This is a genomic window from Methylobacterium sp. B4, from assembly GCF_003201865.1.
Lineage (GTDB): Bacteria > Pseudomonadota > Alphaproteobacteria > Rhizobiales > Beijerinckiaceae > Methylobacterium.
In genome coordinates, this window is sequence record NZ_QJJJ01000001.1 from 576,371 (window position 1) to 592,991 (window position 16,621).

15 protein-coding genes are annotated in these 16,621 nt (G+C 69.4%); 10 read left to right on the forward strand and 5 right to left on the reverse strand.

The annotated features are described in order from the left end of the window. Positions 1 to 297 precede the first annotated feature (297 nt). The 5 genes from BY998_RS02820 (at position 298) to BY998_RS02840 (ending at position 5,415) form a co-directional block, all read left to right on the forward strand. Complete coding sequence (locus BY998_RS02820; protein WP_110350078.1) at positions 298 to 2,070, forward strand: type I secretion system permease/ATPase; 1,773 nt, start codon at positions 298 to 300, stop codon at positions 2,068 to 2,070. Then, positions 2,070 to 3,416 (forward strand): HlyD family type I secretion periplasmic adaptor subunit, encoded by a 1,347-nt coding sequence (locus BY998_RS02825; protein WP_110350079.1) that lies wholly within the window; start codon positions 2,070 to 2,072, stop codon positions 3,414 to 3,416. Before BY998_RS02820 ends, BY998_RS02825 begins: the two co-directional genes overlap by 1 nt. Before the next feature lie 162 nt (positions 3,417 to 3,578). Beyond that, a complete protein-coding gene (gene ykgO / locus BY998_RS02830) occupies positions 3,579 to 3,704 on the forward strand; it encodes a type B 50S ribosomal protein L36 (RefSeq protein WP_017486015.1) in 126 nt (41 codons plus the stop codon). A gap of 77 nt (positions 3,705 to 3,781) precedes the next feature. Beyond that, positions 3,782 to 4,390 carry a tetratricopeptide repeat protein gene (locus tag BY998_RS02835; RefSeq protein WP_110350080.1) on the forward strand — a complete coding sequence of 203 codons (609 nt, stop codon included), beginning with the start codon at positions 3,782 to 3,784 and terminating at the stop codon, positions 4,388 to 4,390. An 11-nt stretch (positions 4,391 to 4,401) separates the two neighbouring features. Beyond that, on the forward strand, positions 4,402 to 5,415 hold the full coding sequence (locus BY998_RS02840) for an alpha/beta hydrolase (RefSeq protein WP_110350081.1): 1,014 nt from the start codon (positions 4,402 to 4,404) through the stop codon (positions 5,413 to 5,415). Positions 5,416 to 5,424: 9 nt separating this feature from the next. Here BY998_RS02840 and pyk read toward each other — a convergent pair whose 3' ends face one another. Beyond that, positions 5,425 to 6,861, reverse strand: coding sequence for a pyruvate kinase (pyk, locus tag BY998_RS02845; RefSeq protein ID WP_110350260.1), 1,437 nt, complete (start codon positions 6,859 to 6,861; stop codon positions 5,425 to 5,427). A 369-nt stretch (positions 6,862 to 7,230) separates the two neighbouring features. Here pyk and BY998_RS02850 point away from each other — a divergent pair, with 369 nt between their 5' ends. Beyond that, positions 7,231 to 8,088, forward strand: coding sequence for a porin family protein (locus BY998_RS02850; RefSeq protein ID WP_110350082.1), 858 nt, complete (start codon positions 7,231 to 7,233; stop codon positions 8,086 to 8,088). Positions 8,089 to 8,303: 215 nt separating this feature from the next. Here the strand turns inward: BY998_RS02850 and mtaB are convergent, their stop codons facing one another. After that, entirely contained in the window at positions 8,304 to 9,536 is a 1,233-nt protein-coding gene (gene mtaB / locus BY998_RS02855; RefSeq protein WP_110350083.1) for a tRNA (N(6)-L-threonylcarbamoyladenosine(37)-C(2))-methylthiotransferase MtaB, read from the reverse strand. Further along, positions 9,533 to 10,423, reverse strand: a complete 891-nt coding sequence (gene dapF, locus BY998_RS02860; protein WP_110350084.1) for a diaminopimelate epimerase — start codon at positions 10,421 to 10,423, stop codon at positions 9,533 to 9,535. Before dapF ends, mtaB begins: the two co-directional genes overlap by 4 nt. Before the next feature lie 175 nt (positions 10,424 to 10,598). Here dapF and BY998_RS02865 point away from each other — a divergent pair, with 175 nt between their 5' ends. Both BY998_RS02865 and BY998_RS02870 read left to right on the forward strand, forming a co-directional pair. Next, positions 10,599 to 11,348, forward strand: coding sequence for a GyrI-like domain-containing protein (locus BY998_RS02865; RefSeq protein ID WP_110350085.1), 750 nt, complete (start codon positions 10,599 to 10,601; stop codon positions 11,346 to 11,348). A 54-nt stretch (positions 11,349 to 11,402) separates the two neighbouring features. After that, the gene (locus BY998_RS02870; protein ID WP_110350086.1) at positions 11,403 to 12,164 is read left to right on the forward strand and encodes a Fe-S cluster assembly protein HesB; all 762 of its coding nucleotides are present in this window, start codon (positions 11,403 to 11,405) and stop codon (positions 12,162 to 12,164) included. A gap of 23 nt (positions 12,165 to 12,187) precedes the next feature. Here BY998_RS02870 and BY998_RS02875 read toward each other — a convergent pair whose 3' ends face one another. Further along, positions 12,188 to 13,300, reverse strand: a complete 1,113-nt coding sequence (locus BY998_RS02875) for a spore photoproduct lyase family protein (RefSeq protein ID WP_110350087.1) — start codon at positions 13,298 to 13,300, stop codon at positions 12,188 to 12,190. A 104-nt stretch (positions 13,301 to 13,404) separates the two neighbouring features. Between BY998_RS02875 and BY998_RS02880 the strand changes: the two genes are divergently transcribed. Together BY998_RS02880 and BY998_RS02885 are read left to right on the forward strand one after the other, a co-directional pair. Further along, complete coding sequence (locus BY998_RS02880; protein ID WP_110350088.1) at positions 13,405 to 13,677, forward strand: hypothetical protein; 273 nt, start codon at positions 13,405 to 13,407, stop codon at positions 13,675 to 13,677. A gap of 196 nt (positions 13,678 to 13,873) precedes the next feature. Continuing rightward, complete coding sequence (locus BY998_RS02885) at positions 13,874 to 14,203, forward strand: YnfA family protein (protein ID WP_110350261.1); 330 nt, start codon at positions 13,874 to 13,876, stop codon at positions 14,201 to 14,203. Positions 14,204 to 14,225: 22 nt separating this feature from the next. Here the strand turns inward: BY998_RS02885 and glgB are convergent, their stop codons facing one another. After that, complete coding sequence (glgB, locus tag BY998_RS02890; protein WP_110350089.1) at positions 14,226 to 16,583, reverse strand: 1,4-alpha-glucan branching protein GlgB; 2,358 nt, start codon at positions 16,581 to 16,583, stop codon at positions 14,226 to 14,228. Positions 16,584 to 16,621: the final 38 nt, after the last annotated feature.

Sequence of the window (16,621 nt, forward strand, 5' to 3'; positions counted from 1 at the left end):
GCGGAGACCGCGGGACTGAACTCTCTGCCCAAATCGAGCCTGCCGTCAGATTTTTATGGCGCTCAGGAAAATATCGAGAGGCTCACAGGGTTTCCCCGCATGGCCAGGCGGGCTCGATCCGAGCATCGCGAAGCACGATGCCGGCTTAGGATTCATATCGCCGGGCACCGGCGCTGCGATGATCAGGTTTGCAGATGTCATGACAGTCCGATGACGGGATCAGACCCCCGTCGACGCAGCGCGTGTGCTTAGACTCTGCCGCGTTTGCCGTTATGGAGAGGCGCGAAGAGCGGGCGGATGCACGACGGGGGAGACGCGAGGGTGAGCGACGGGCGTGACAGGAACGAAATCGCCGCCGCACTGGGGCAGTGCAGGTCGGCTTTCCTCGGCGTCGCTCTGATGAGCGGCCTCGTGAACGTCCTCTACCTCACCGGCTCGTTCTTCATGCTCGAGGTCTACGACCGGGTGATCCCCAGCCGCTCCGTGCCGACCCTGATCGGCCTCTGCGCGCTCGCCCTTGTGCTCTACGCCTTCCAGGGCGTGCTGGAGACGATCCGCGCCCGCATCCTCGCCCGGATCGGTGCCGCGCTGGACGAGGCCTTGAGCGGGCGCGTCTTCGATCTCGTCGTGCGTGCGCCGCTGAAGGGAACGAGCCAGGGCGACGGCCTCCTGCCCCTGCGCGATCTCGACCAGATCCGCGCCTTCCTGGCCGGCACCGGCCCTTCCGCCTTCTTCGACCTGCCCTGGATGCCGGTCTATCTCGCGATCTGCTTCCTGTTCCATCCGCTCATCGGCGTCGCGGCCCTCCTCGGCCTTGCCGTGCTCGGCGCGCTCACCTTCCTCTTCGATACCGCCAGCAAGGGACCGACCCAGGCCGCCACCGGCCACGGCATGCGCCGCAACGGGCTCGCCGAGGCCGGCCGCCGCAACGCCGAGGTGCTCACGGCCATGGGCATGCAGCAGCGCCTCGCCGCCCGCTGGGCGCTGGCCAACCACGACTACCGGGCGGCCCACCAGACCGTCTCCGATGTCGGCGGCGGCTACGGCGCGGGCTCCAAGGTCTTCCGCATGGCGCTGCAATCGGGCGTGCTGGCGCTCGGCGCCTGGCTCGTGATCCACAACGAGGCGACCGCCGGCGTCATCATCGCCAGCTCCATCCTCGTCTCGCGGGCGCTGGCCCCGGCGGAGATGACCATCGCCAACTGGAAGGGCTTCGTGGCCGCGCGCCAGAGCTGGCACCGCCTCTCGGGCCTGCTGGCGCGGATGCCGCCGGAGGCGCAGCCGCACGCCCTACCGGCTCCGCGCGACTCGATCACCGTGGAGGGGACGAGCATCGCTCCGCCCGGTACGCCGCGCCTCGTGGTGCAGGACGTCAGCTTCGGCCTCAGGGCCGGACAGGGGCTCGGCATCATCGGGCCCTCGGCCTCGGGCAAGTCCTCGCTGGTGCGGGCGCTCGTCGGCGTCTGGCCGCCCGTGCGCGGAAAAGTCCGCTTCGACGGGGCGGCGCTCGACCAATGGTCGAGCACGGATCTCGGCGCGCATATCGGCTTCCTGCCGCAGGAGGTCGAACTCTTCGCCGGCACGGTGGCCGAGAACATCGCCCGCTTCGAGCCGGGCGCCCCCTCCGAGGCGGTCATCGCCGCCGCCCGCGCGGCCGGCGTGCACGAGTTGGTCCTGCGCCTGCCGGAAGGCTACGACACCCGCATCGGCGAGGGCGGCAGCGGGCTCTCGGCGGGCCAGCGCCAGCGCATCGGCCTCGCCCGCGCCCTCTACCGCGAGCCCTTCCTCGTGGTGCTCGACGAGCCCAACGCCAACCTCGACAGCGAGGGCGAGAACGCGCTGACCGAGGCCATCGCCGGCGTGCGTCGCCGCGGCGGCATCTGCGTAGTCGTCGCCCACCGGCCGAGCGCCTTGGCCGCCCTCGACCTGATCCTGATGATGGCCGACGGGCGCGCCCAGGCCTTCGGGCCCAAGGACGAGATCCTCAAGCGCGTGCTGCGCCCGGCGCCCGCTCCGGTCCCGGTGCCGGCACAGACGACGGCCGGAACGGCCCTGCAGGAGAGCGCGTGATGTCCTCGAGCCTCGCGCCCCTGTCCGTCCTCGAACCCGCCCTGCCGCGGCCCGCCGCCCACGGCTCGATCCGGCGCCACCTCGCCCTGGCCATCGGCCTCTCGGCCGCTCTGGTCGTCGGCGTCGGCGGCTGGGCCACCTTCACCGACATCGCGGCCGCCGTGATCGCTCCGGGCCAGCTCGTGGTCGAGACCGACGTGAAGAAGGTGCAACACCCCACCGGCGGCGTCGTCGGCCAGCTCCTCGCCCGCGAGGGTCAGCGGGTCGCGGCCGGCGACGTGCTGATCCGCCTCGACGAGACCCAGACCCGGGCCAACCTCGACATCGTGCTCAAGGCCCTGGACGAGCTCTCCGCACGCCGCGCCCGCGATGAGGCCGAGCGCGATGGGCTGAAGATCGTCACCTTCCCGCCCGAGCTCGTCGCGCGCATCGATGACGACCCGACCGTCGCTCGGCTGATCGACGGCGAATCGCGCCTGTTCGCCGCCCGCGTCGCCAGCCGCGAGGGCCAGAAGGCGCAGCTGCGCGAACGGGTCGAGCAGCTTCGCCAGGAGATCGCCGGCCTCTCCGAGCAGGCGGAGGCCAAGAACCGCGAGATCAGCCTGATCGGGCACGAGCTGAAGGGCGTGCGCGACCTCTACGCCAAGAACCTCGTGCCGCTCTCCCGCGTCACCGCCCTGGAGCGCGACGCCGCCCGGCTGGAGGGCGAGCGCGGCCAGCTCGTCGCCTCCACCGCCTCGGCGCGGGGCAAGATCGCCGAGACCGAGCTGCAGATCATCCAGATCGACGGCGAGATGCGCAGCGAGGTCGGCAAGGATCTGGCGGAGATCCGGGCCAAGTGGTCGGAGCTGCGCGAGAAGCGCGTGGCGGCCGAGGATCAGCTCAAGCGGGTCGAGCTGCGCGCGCCGCAGGACGGCTTCGTGCACCAGATGAGCGTGCACACGGTGGGCGGCCTCGTGACCCCGAGCGAGCCGGCGATGCTGATCGTGCCCGCGGCCGACCAGTTGCTGGTCGAGGTGCGGGTGCAGCCCCAAGACATCGACAACGTCCGGGTCGGCCAGAAGGCGATCCTGCGTTTTCCGGCCTTCAACACCCGTACGACGCCGGAGATCGACGGGGAGGTGGTGCGGGTCTCGGCCGACGTGACCCAGGACGCCAAGACCGGCATGGCCTACTACACCGCGCGCATCCGCATCCGGGACGACGAGAAGAATCACTTGAAGGGCCTGCGCCTCGTGCCGGGCATGCCGGTGGAGGCCTACACCCAGATCGGCGAGCGCTCGGTGCTGTCCTATCTCACCAAGCCCCTGACCGATCAGATCGCCAAGGCCTGGAAGGAGCGCTGATCCCGCGCGGCTTCTTGCCTCGGACGGGGGTTGTCTGATAAGGCGACCGCCTCCCCGCGATGTCATTGACGTCATCGCCGGAGTGCCCTCGCGGCGCTCCGTCCCTTCGAGACACCTTGAACAGCAGGCGGCCGGTCTCGACTCCGTGCCGATGTGAGACCGATGAAGATTCGCAACTCCCTCAAGTCCCTGCGCGCCCGTCACCGCGACAACCAGCTCGTCCGCCGCAAGGGCCGCGTCTACGTCATCAACAAGACCCAGAAGCGCTTCAAGGCCCGCCAGGGCTGAGACCTGAACGAGCGCCGCGCCCGCGCGGCACCGCGGCGCGTTGACGAGGGCCGGGTTCGGGGTGGAAGCTCCGGCCCATGGACGCTCGTCGACACCGCCTTCTGACCGCCCTGTGGCTCGGCCTCGCGTTCGCCGGGGCCGCGGACGTCGCGCCGGCTCTGGCCGCCGGCAAGGAACGGACGGAGAAGGAGCGCAAGCCGCATCCGCCCGTCAGCCTCGACGAACTCTACACCCGTCTCAAGGGAGCGGGCGACGAGGCCGAGGCCAAGGCCATCGCTACTCTGATCGAGCGGCGTCTCGGCCGCTCCGGCAGCGCGACCGCCGACCTTCTCTCCGATCGTGCCCGGCAGGCGATGAGCGGGAACGAACTTCCGCTCGCCGTCGAGCTGATGGATCGCGCGGTCGCCCTGGAGCCGAACTGGTCAGAGGGCTGGAGCCGGCGTGCCACCCTGTTCTGGCGGCTCTCCGACACATCGAGCGCCATCGCCGACCTGCAGCGGGCCCTGGTGCTGGAGCCGCGCCATTTCGAGGCCTGGGCCGCTCTGGGTAAGCTCTACCTCGCGCAGGACGACAAGGGCCGCGCTCTCGATGCCTTCCGCCGGGCCGAGGCGCTCTACCCGCAATGGGACGTGCTCCAGAAGGCGATCGAGCGCCTGACGCCCGAGGTCGACGGCCGCGACCTCTGAGGTCGCCGCCCATGTCCCTCCTCGCCGACCTCCTGAAATTCTCCGTGAGCTTTCTCGCGGCTGCCGCAGGACTCGCAGCGTTGGCGCTTGTCGGCGCGGCGGTCGCGACGCGGCTGATCGCGTGGCGCGTCGAGGCGCGCTATCCAGGGGCCGATCGCAGCGTGGCGGTCGAGGGCGGCCGAATCGCCTATCTCGAGGACGGGCCGGGAGAGGGCGCGCGGGGGACGGTCGTCCTGCTCCACGGCGCGGGCGGCAATGCCTACGATCCGATGGAGGGGTTCGGGCGGCATCTCGCCCGCGCGGGCTTTCGCGTCATCGCCTTCGACCGGCCGGGCTACGGCAACAGCGACAGGCTCGCCGGCGCGCAAGCCGCCACGCCGGCTTTCCAGGGCCGGGCGTTGGGTCAGGCCCTGGAGCGGATCGGCGCCGGTCGAGTGATCCTTGCGGGCCATTCCTGGTCCGGCGCGCTCGCCCTGCGGATGGCGCTGGACCGTCCGGAGCAGGTCGCGGGCCTCGTGCTGATCGCACCGGTGGCGATGCCGCTCCCGCCCATGCCGCTGCCCTGGTGGGTGCGGTTCGCGCTCCATCCCCCCGTCACGTGGCTGCTGACCCGGACCGTCGCGGTGCCCATCGGGCTCAGCGTCTTCCCGAATGTCGAGAAGCGCGTGTTCCGGCCCGAACCCCCGGTGGAGAACTATGCGGAGGCGAGCCGCGCACCGCTGATCCTGCGGCCGGGGCCGGCGCTCGCCAACATCCAGGATCTGGCCGGGTTGCCGGCGGCGCTGACGCAGCAGGCGCCGGATTACGGGACGCTCCGATTGCCGAGCGTGATCGTTGCGGGCGATGCCGACCCCATCGTCGTCACGAAACTGCAGGCCGATCCGCTCAGCCGGGCACTTCCCGAGGCCCGGCGCGTCGTGCTGTTGGGGCGGGGCCACATGCTGACCTACACCGCCCCGGACGCCCTCGTCCGCGAGATCGAGGGATTGTCTGAGACGGCGAGAGCGGGAACGCCCTCGCCGTAAAGCCCGACCTCAGGCCCGCTCGGCGTGCTCGCGGGTGATGAAGGCGATGCGCACCATGTTGGTGGCGCCCGGAATGCCGAAGGGCACGCCGGCCACGACGATGATCCGGTCGCCGATCTCGGCGAAGCGCTCGCGCACGGCGAATTTCCCGGCGCGGAAGGCCATGTCGTCCACGTCGCTCGCATCCTTGGTGACGATCGGATGCGCACCCCAGACCATGGTCAGCCGCCGCGCCGTCTCGCGCTTCGGCGTGAGGGCGATGACGCTGGCATTGGGCCGCGCGCGGGCGAGGCGCTGCACCGTCGAGCCGGAATGGGTCCAGGCCATGATCGAGCGGAGCCCGAGGGCGTCGACGATCTGGTGGGCCGCCGCCGCGATGGCATCGGAGGCGGTCGGCTCCGGCTCGGAGCGCTGCGCCATCAGGATCGACCAGTAAAGCGCGTCGCGTTCCACCTGCTCGGCGATGCGGTTCATCGTGGCGATGGCCTCGGTCGGGAACTGGCCGGCAGCGCTCTCGGCCGAGAGCATCACCGCGTCCGCGCCCTCGTAGACGGCGGTGGCCACGTCCGAGACCTCGGCGCGGGTCGGGACCGGCGCGGTGATCATCGATTCGAGCATCTGCGTCGCGACGACGACGGGCTTGCCGAGCCGGCGTGCGCTGCGGGTGATCCGCTTCTGCACGCCCGGCACCTGCTCCAGAGGCATCTCGACGCCGAGATCGCCGCGCGCGACCATGATGCCGTCCGAGATCTCGATGATCTCGTCGAGGCGCGAGAGCGCCTGCGGCTTCTCGATCTTGGCCATGACCAGGGCGCGGCCGGCGGCGACCTTCTTGACCTCGGCCACGTCCTCGGGCCGCTGGACGAAGGAGACGGCGATCCAGTCGGCCCCGGCCGCGAGGCCGGCCTCCAGGTCGCCGCGGTCCTTCTCGGTCATGGCCGGCAGCGGTAGAACCGTATGGGGCAGGGACACGCCCTTGCGATTCGAGATGCGGCCGCCGACCTCGACGCGGGTGACCGCCCGGCCCTCGCTCACCTCCGTCACGACGAGGCGCAACTTGCCGTCGTCGATCAGGATGCCGTGGTCGGGCTCGAGAGCGATCAGGATCTCGGGATGGGGCAGGTAGACGCGATCCGCATTGCCCGGGGTCGGGTCCGAATCGAGCACGAAGGTCTGGCCGTTCTGCAGGATCGCCTGATCGCCCTCGAAGGTGCCGAGCCGCAGTTTCGGCCCTTGGAGATCGACGAGGATACCGATGGGACGCTTGGCTTCCCGCTCGATGGTGCGGATCACCTCGATGCGCTCGGGAAGCTTCTCGCGGGCCAGATGGCTCATGTTGATGCGGAACACGTCCGCACCGGCGTGGAACAGCTTCTCGATCATCTCCGGCGTGTCGGATGCCGGGCCGAGGGTGGCGACGATCTTGGTGCGGCGCGAGCGCTTCAATTCAGCCTCCATCACACCCGCTGGACCCGCATTTCGCGAAGGGTCGCGGGCGGGAACGGCCCGGCAGATGAGCGGCGCGATCGGGCGCGCCGTTGGCCGGACGGGGGCTTGAGGGCCACAAGCATTCCCCACACCGGGAGGTCAAGGCCGAAGCAGCGGCGCATTTCAACGCCCATCGAGAAACGGGAACTTTTCCTTTCACCCCCGGTTTTCTGCTGTTCAACTTTCCTTGATCTGAGCGTTTAAACGTTCGCCAACGCAACTCAGACGTTATCCGAGCCGCGTGTTGCTGGAAAGTCATAGGCAGCTTGGCCTTACCGCTGGTAGCTTCGTCTTCGAAATCAGCGTTACCCGAAGGCGACCCCCATCGTGATCAGAGCTCTCCTCCTGGGCAGCACCGCGGCGCTCCTGAGCACCGCCGCGCTCGCCGCCGATCTGCCCCGCCGCGAGGCCCCGCCGATCGCCTTCGCGCCCGTCCCGGTCTTCACCTGGACCGGCTTCTACGCCGGCCTGCACACGGGCTACGCGTTCACCGACAACCCGAACATCCAGACCCGCGGCAACGATCCCTTCACCGCCAGCAACGTGACGCTCGCCCGTCGCCCCGCCTCCCTCAAGAGCGAGGTCGATGGCTTCTCCCGCATCGGCGGCGGCTTCGGCTACAATCATCAGTTCACGCCGGGCGGCGGCTTCGTGGCCGGTCTGGCCTTCGACGCCACTTGGCTCGACCTCGACAAGCGCACGGGCTTCTACGGCGCGCCGAACCCCACCGTCGGCAACGCCAGCGTCTACACGCAGAACCTCGACTTCCTCGGCACCGTCAACGGCAAGCTCGGCTACGCCTTCGACCGGTTCTTCGTCTACGGCACCGGCGGTCTCGCCTTCGGCCACGTCAGCTACGGCGCGGACTTCTTCAACCCGGGCGCCACCGTTCTGCAGTACACCGGCGGCGGTCGCAAGATCTTCGAAACCGGCTACAACTACGGCGGTGGCATCGAGTACGCGATCCCGGTCGACAGCTTCCTGAACTACTTCTCGGTCGGTCGCTGGCTCGGCATCAAGTCCGACGTGACGATCAAGGCGGAGTACATCCGCTACGATCTCGGCAGCCGCAACGTGCTGGTCAACCAGACCGGCCCGACCCCGCCCGGCTCCTACACCTCGCGCTTCTCCACCGAGGGCAGCCTGATCCGCGCCGGCTTCAACTACAAGTTCAGCGGAATCTGAGCCTCAGACATCGACTGTAAACGATCAGCGGGCGCCTCCTTGGGGCGCCCGCTTTCGTTTGAACGCACACATACGTCGAGGACAGCATTCGGCTCTCGTCGGTCCGGCGCCGACAGGATCACCTCGCTCTGAAGACGAACGAACGGTGCCATCGCCCGCGCGACTTTGGGCCGACGTCATGGGGAGAAGGGTCGGAGGTTCGAACAAAACCCCGATCACACCGCGCGCAGGGCCTGCCCGTCATGGCCCGCGACGGTGATCTCGCGAATCTCTCCCGCCGGCACCGGCTGCGAAAATCGGACCGGCGTGAACGCCTCGGTCCGTCCGGTCTCGCCCCGCTCGGTCAGGACGCGGCGGCGTGTGCCGACCTCGCCGTCGAGATGGCACGCGAGGGCCGCCGCACCGGCTTCTCGCAGGCGCGCGGCGCGCGTGCGAATCACGTCGCCGGGTACCATCGGCATCCGCGCGGCCGGCGTGCCGGGCCGCGGCGAGTAGGGGAAGACGTGGAGATGCGTCAGCCCGCACTCCGCCACGAGATCGAGGGAGCGGGCGAACTGCGCCTCCGTCTCCGTGGGAAAGCCGGCGATCAGGTCGGCACCGAAGACGAGGCCGGGGCGCAGGGCCCGCAGGGTCTGACAGATGCGGATCGCGTCGGCGCGGGCATGGCGGCGCTTCATCCGCTTGAGGATCAGGTCGTCGCCCGCCTGGAGCGAGAGGTGGACATGCGGCATCAGCCGCGGCTCCTCGGCAAAGGCCGCGATCAGCTGCGCATCCGCCTCCACCGAATCGATCGAGGAGAGGCGCAGGCGCGCCAGATCCGGCACCGCCGCCAGGATGGCGCGCACGAGCCGGCCCAGGGTGAGGTCGGGATCGAGGTCGCGGCCGTAGGCGGTCAGATCGACGCCGGTCAGCACCACCTCGCGTCCGCCATTTTCGACGATGCGGCGCACCTGCGCCACCACATCGGGCATGGCAACCGAGCGGGAGTTGCCGCGCCCGAAAGGGATGACGCAGAAGGTGCAGCGGTGGTCGCAGCCGTTCTGAACCGGCACGAAAGCGCGGGTATGCCCATTCATCGCGGCGATGCGGGTCGGCTCGGCCGCGCGCACCGCCATGATGTCCTCGGGCTCCGTCGTCGCGCCCGTCCGCCAAGTCTCCGGCCGCAGCTTGGCCGCGTTCCCGACGAGGCGGGCCACCTCCGGCATCGCGGCGTAGGCCGCGCGCTCCACCTCGGCGCCGCAGCCCGTCACCACGATCTCGATTCCCGAGCGCTCGCGGGCGAGCCGGCGGATCGCCTTGCGCGCCTGCCGCCCGGCCTCCGCCGTCACCGCGCAGGTGTTGACGACGACGAGGTCGCGCGCGCCGTCCGCGGCTCGCGCGTGGCCGCGCAGAACCTCCGACTCGACGGTGTTGAGGCGACAGCCGAAGGTGAGCGTCTCGACGCTCAACGCACGATCCCGGAAAAGATCTCGGCGGCGAAGCTGCCCTCCCCTTCGAGGTAGACGGGACCGGTCATCAGCACGTGGTCGTCGGCCCGCCACTCGATGGAAAGTTCGCCGCCGGGCAGCGCCACCCGGGCCGCCCGGCCGATCAGACGCAGGCGCGCGGCGGCGACCACCGTGGCGCAGGCCGCCGTGCCGCAGGCCAGCGTCAGGCCCGCGCCCCGCTCCCAGACCCGCAGCTTGATGGTGTCGCGGCTCGTCACCTGGGCGATGGAGATGTTGGCCCGCTCCGGGAAGATTGGGTGCGCTTCGAGCAGCGGCCCGATCCGGCCGAGGTCGTAGGCGTCGGGATCGCGCTCCGTGAAGAAGATCGCGTGCGGGTTGCCCATGCTGACGGCGGCGGGCGAGTGCAGGATCGGATCGTCGATCGGCCCGACCTGCAGCTCGATGCGGCGGGTATCCGGGAAGGGCTCGGCCAGAGGGATCTCGTCCCAGCGCAGGCGCGGCTGGCCCATATCGACGGTGAAGGAGCGGTCGGTCACCCGCCTCACGCCGACGAGCCCCGCCTTCGTCTCCAGCGTCAGCTGCCCATTCTCGGAGGGGCGCGCCATGGCCGGATCGTCGAACAGCGCGTAGGCGACGCAGCGGGTGCCGTTGCCGCAGGCGCCCGCCTCCGAGCCATCGGTGTTGTAGATGCGCATGAAGGCATCCGTGCCCGGGCTGACCGAATCGTGCACGACCATGAGCTGGTCGAACCGCGAATGCGGATCCGCCGCGATGGCGCGGGCTTCCACGGGAGAGACGCGCAGGTCCGTGCCGCGCAGGTCGAGCACGACGATGGCATTTCCGGCGCCGTGCATCTTCAGGAAACGGCGATTGGCGAGAGGGCTCATCGGGCCTCTGACGACTTCTAATGCGGCTTGTCGGGGATTGTGCGGCGTATATGGCAAAAGCCGCGGCAGCGCGCGAGTCCGGCTCGGATGACCGTTTCGTCGCGGCGCGTCCGCTCTCGCGCGGCGCAGCCATCGGCCCTACCTTCAGGGGGTCGGCCACTCGGAGCCTCATGCCTTGACCCGTCTGCCCTCCCTCGCCGCGGGCCTCCTGGCTCTCGCCCCACTTCTCCCGATCGCCGCCACCGGCCAGGGCGCACCGCCACCCACCAACGCCCCCTCCCCCGCCGAAACGAACCCTCTGCCGACGACGACGGTGCCGGACACCTCGAGGTCGGGTCCCGATCCAGCCGCACCCGCGCCACAGCAGGTGCCGATTCCCCGCCCGGCCCAGTCCGGTGCGGCCCCCTCGCTGACGCCGCCGCCCTCGACGCTGCCGACGCTCGTCCCCAATCCGGGCGAAGCCAACGACGTGGACGAGGTCACCCTGCCGGCAAAACCCGTGGCGATTCTGGCGGGCGAGACGAAGTGGGAGGAGGCGCGGGCCAATCTCCGGGCCTCCTACAAGACCATCGGCGAGACCCTGGCCAAGCTCGGCCTGAAGCCGGCGGGCCGGCCGATCGCGCTCTTCACCAAGACCGAGGATGACGGCTTCCAGTACGAGGCCATGATCCCGATCGAAGCCGCTCCCGCGCAGGCGGGCGAGACGAACGGGGTGAAGTTCGGTTCGAGCCCCAGCGGCAAGGCCCTTCGCTTCAAGCACAGCGGCACCTACGAGGAGATCGACGGCACCTACGAGACCCTGATCGCCTATCTCGACGCCAAGGAGATCGCCGTGCAGGACCGCTTCCTGGAGGAATACGTCACCGATCTCGGCGAGGGGACCGACGACAAGCTCGACATCAACATCTACGCCCTGCCGAAGTAGCGGCGCCGAGGTCGCGCCCGGGAACCGTCGAATCCCCTGGCGGATTCGGTTTCCATGTCTCTGTTTCCGGACCACCCCTCACCTGCGACGCGCCGGACCCGCCGCGTCGAGGAGCCCGCCGGCTCCGAGTTGCTGCGCGAGAAGGCGCTGGAGATCCACCGCAGGCTCTGCGGCGTCTACGGATGCCCGATCCCGTACTTCCACAATCTCGACCCGCTCTCGGAGCTGATCTCCTCCCTGCTTTCCCACCGCACGCGCAACGCTGATTCGGGCCGCGCCTTCAAGGCTCTGCGGGCGCGCTGGCCGGATTGGACGGCGGTGGAGGAGGCTCCGGTCGAGGAGGTCGAGGCGATCATCCACGGCGTCACATGGCCGGAGTTGAAGGCGCCGCGCATCAAGACGGTGCTCGCCGCCATCCGTGAAAGGGTGGGCGCTCTCGACCTCGACTTCCTGCGGGATCTCGGCGTCGACGAGGCGCGGTCATGGCTCCAGGGCATTCCCGGCATCGGCCCGAAGACGAGTGCGGCGGTCCTCTCCTTCTCCACCCTGCGCATGCCGGCCCTGCCGGTGGACAGCCACCACCACCGCGTCGCCCAGCGCACCGGACTGATCGGGCCCAAGATCGATGTCGGCCCGAGCCACGTGTTGCTGCGGGCGCAACTGCCGGGCGATTGGTCGGCGCAGGCGCTCTACGACAATCACGAGGTGCTGATGCTGCACGGGCAGCAGGTCTGCTTCCACCGCTCGCCGGCCTGCGGGCGCTGCGCGCTGCTCGACATCTGCCCCACGGGTCAGGCCCGCATGGCGAAGGCGTGATCGATCCGGAATCGCGAGAGAATTCAGGTCCAGTAGAGAACCCGTGCCTGCGGCAGACGCGCCGCGACCCGCTCCGTGAGAAAGGCCCGCATCTCCTTCATCAGCTCGCTCGGAAAGACGTACTTCACCGAGCCGAACTTCGTGAACTTGCGCGTGCGCTCCGCCTCGCGCATCGGCAGGTCGGAGCCCGGATACCAGCCTTCCAGAACCGTCTTCGAGCCCGGCGTGAAGCGGTGCGTGATCAGTTCTACCGTCAGATCCGGCTTCGGTCCCTCGGCCAGCGCGTCGGCCGCACCGCGCAGGAGCGCGTCGTAGGCCTCTCGCCAGCCTTCGACGGGCAGGATCGGCGCGATCGTCAGGCCGACGGGATAGCCGGCCTGGGCGACCGCCCCCATCGCGGCGAGCCGCTCGGCCAGCGGCGCGGTACCGCCCTCGTACCGGGCGGCGGATGCGGCGTTGACCGAGAAGCGAATGCGGGTGCGGCCGCAATGCGGCAGGTCGAGCAACGGGCTGACGGCGGCGAACTTCGTGGTGAAGCGCAGCTGCACCGGCGCGTCCCAGGCGCCGAAATGGCGGATCGCCGCCGAGAGCGAGCCGGTGAGATGCTCGATCCCGAGCGGGTCGGTGTAGCAAGACGCCTCGAAGGTGGTGCCCTCTGCCGCCCGCGCTTCGGAGGCACTGGTGACCCCGCCCTGGCCAAGATACCCGCCGAGATTGCCGAGGATCGCATCGAGATTGGCGTAGACGCGGGTGACCGGCGGCCCCGAGAGCGAACCGGCGAGGTAGCAGTACTGGCAATGGGCCGGGCAGCCCTCGGCGAGGTCGAAGCGCCAATCGGCGCTGGGCGGGATCGGCTGGAGCTTCAGCTTGGTCGGCGGCGCGGTCACCACGGCGAGCGTCGCCTTCGCCTCGACATAGGCCCGGCGCGGATCCTCGTTGCGCAACCCGGTGAGCCGGTTGCTTTTCAGGCGCTCGACCGGCAATCCGAGCGCTTCCACCCGCTCGATGATCTGCCGGCCATGGGCATGGTCGAGCGCGGCCGGTGTCACGAGCACCCGGCGCGGACGCCATAGGCGTGCGGGCCGCGAACGGTGGATGCGGCGGGACTCTACCTCTGCGAGGGGAACGACGTTCATGCCGCACCAACCCCGGCAGGCGCGGCGAAGGTCCGGCGGCGCGACATTCGGAACCGCTTCACCGCTCACGCGCTGGTTTTCCGCCTCAACCTGCGGAGCGATCGATGTCGGAGATGGATGCCAAGCGCGCGGCGATCGCCGATCGGCTCGTAGCCCTAGAGAGGCTCGATCCTCAGGATCACGCAGCACTCGAGAAGCACGTTGAGGCTGCCGTCGACGGGTTCGATCCCGGCATGCACGAGCCGTCCGATCCGGAGCGGGCAGAGCTTCACCGGCTGCTGCGGGATTATCGCGCCCTGCGCGAGCTGCGCGCCGACCGCAACAACGTTCGCTTGGCCGAAAAGGGCGAGGTTTTCGCACCCGAGGACGACGCCTGATGCAACTGCCGTCCGATCCGATCGGCACCCCTCGTCAATGCGAGGCGGGGCCGTGGCGATCCAGAGCAAGACTTATCTGGAGACGTCGCGACCTGGATCGCTTCGCTCAAGCTCACGCCGAGGTTCTGACCCTATCGGGCGAGAGCCGCCCGACGAACGCTTGGCAATGCCTGCTCTGGACGGCAAGCGTTCGGCGATGACGAAGACCCTACTCGCTTATTCCGGAGCCGCCGTGGCGGAAATCGCCGGCTGCTTTGCCTTATGGGCTTGGCTTCGACTCGAGCGGTCGGCCTGGTGGCTCGCGCCCGGGCTGCTTTCGCTGGCTCTCTTCGCCTACCTGCTGACGCTCGTCGAGAGCCAAGCCGCCGGCCGGACCTACGCGGCTTATGGCGGCATCTACATCGCCGCCTCGATCTTCTGGCTCTGGGGAATCGAGGGTCATCGGCCCGATCGCTGGGATCTGGCCGGCGGGGCGATTTGCCTCGTCGGCACAGCCGTGATCCTGTTCGGTCCCCGGAGCGGCTGAGCCGCACCGGGCACGGGGTGCCTCAGCCCTCGCGGATCAGGATCAGGGTGGCGAGCGGGGGCAGGGTCAACCGCAGCGAGTACGGCTGCCCATGGCTCGGTTCGGTCTCGGCCTGCACGCCGCCCATGTTGCCGACGTTGGAGCCGCCGTAGCGCGCGGCATCCGAATTGATCGCCTCGCGATAGTAGCCCCCCGCCGGCACGCCGACGCGGTAGCCCTCGCGGGGCACCGGCGTGAAGTTCGAGACGACGATGGCGACTTCGCCCTCCGCCTTGCCCTTGCGAGCCCAGGCGATGACCGAGTTGTCGGAATCGTCGGCCACCAGCCACTGGAAACCGCCCGGTTCGACGTCGCGGGCGTAGAGCGCCGGCGTCGAGGTGTAAACGTGGTTGAGGTCGCGGATGAGGTCCTTCACGCCGCCATGCAGGGAGTCGTCGAGCAGGTGCCAGTCGAGCGACTGGTTGTGGTTCCACTCGCGCTCCTGACCGAACTCGCCGCCCATGAAGAGCAGCTTCTTGCCGGGATGCCCCCACATGAAACCGAAATAAGCGCGCAGGTTGGCGAATTTCTGCCAGCGGTCGCCCGGCATCTTGCCGAGCAGCGAACCCTTTCCGTGGACCACCTCGTCGTGAGAGAGCGGCAGCACGAAGTTTTCCGAGAAAGCGTAGAGCAGGCCGAAGGTCAGGTTGTGGTGGTGATAGCGCCGATGGATCGGATCCTCGGACATGTATTTCAGGGTGTCGTGCATCCACCCCATGTTCCACTTGAAGCCGAAGCCGAGGCCGCCCGTATAGGTCGGGTGCGAGACACCGGGCCATGAGGTGGATTCCTCGGCCACCGTAATTGTGCCGGGGGCGTGGCTGTAGGTCGCCTCGTTCGTCTTGCGCATGAAGTTGATGGCGTCGAGATTCTCGTTGCCACCGTACTGGTTCGGGATCCACTCGCCGGCGCGCCGCGAATAGTCGAGGTAGAGCATCGAGGCCACCGCATCCACGCGCAGGCCGTCGAGATGGTAGTGCTCCAGCCAGAACCGGGCATTGGCCGTAAGGAAGGCCGACACTTCCGTGCGGCCGAAATTGTAGATGTAAGTGCCCCAATCCTGGTGGAAGCCCTGGCGCGGGTCCGCATGCTCGTAGAGATGCGTGCCGTCGAACAGGCCCAGGCCGTGCGCGTCGAGGGGGAAGTGGCCGGGCACCCAGTCGAGCAGGATGCCGATGCCCGCCTCGTGCGCGGCGTTGACGAAGGCGACGAAGTCGTCGGGCGTGCCGAAGCGGCTGGTCGGCGCGAACAGCGAGACCGGCTGGTAGCCCCAGGAGCCGTCGAACGGGTACTCGGTGATCGGCAGAAGCTCGATATGGGTGAAGCCGAGTTCCTTGACGTAGGGGATCAGCCGCTCGGACAGCTCCTTGTAGGTCAGGTAGCGGTTGCCCTCGTCCGGTACCCGCGCCCACGAGCCGAGATGCACCTCGTAGACCGACATGGCGGCGTGGCGCGGGTCCTTCTCGCCGCGCGTTTCCATCCAGGCATTGTCGTGCCAGTGCGGCTCGTTGAGGCCCTGGAGCACGGAGGCCGTCTGCGGCGGGTGCTGGCCGCGGAAGGCGACCGGATCGGCCTTCAGCGGCAGCAGCGCTCCGTCGGGGCCACGGATCTCGAACTTGTAGTTCTGGCCGGCGTGCAAGCCCGGCACGAACAGCTCCCAGACGCCGCCGTTCAGCCAGAGCCGCATCGGGTGGCGCCGGCCGTCCCAATCGTTGAAGTCGCCGACCACGCTGACGCGGCGGGCGTTCGGCGCCCAGACCGCGAAGCGGAAGCCGGCAATGCCGTCGAGCTCGCCGGGATGGGCGCCGAGCACGCGGTAGACGAGGTTGCTGCCGACCTGGCGCAGGCCCTCGATCTCACTCTGCTCCAGGGAGGGTCCGAAGCCGTAGGGATCGTTGCGCCGGGCGCTGGTGCCGTCCCAGAACTCGACCTCGATCTCGTAGAGCGGGCGGCCGTCGCTCTTCACGCTCGCGACGTAGAACCCGTCCGGATGAAGGCGCTCGAACGGAATGCTCTGCCCGGCCGTGATCAGCCGGGCGCCCTTGGCCTCGGGCAGGACCGCTCGGATCTCCCAGGAGCCGGGCTCGACTTGGTGCGGGCCGAGCACGGAAAACGCATCGCCGTGGTCGGCCGCCATCACGGCCGCGATCGTATCGGGTTGAAGGTGCGTGTCGCGCGGCTGCGAGGCGGGGCGTCCCACGCGGGGCGCGCCCTGGTCTCCGCCGAGCCCATCCGCCGGCCGGGGCGCGCGGGGCGCCTCGGTCGAGCCTGACCTGTTCGGGACGTTTGCGGCCGCCTGCCCCTCGTTTCGAGCCGCGGCCTTCTCGTCCAGAGCCGTCATCCAGTCACCTCTCTTGAAACACGTCGGGCCGGCGCGGG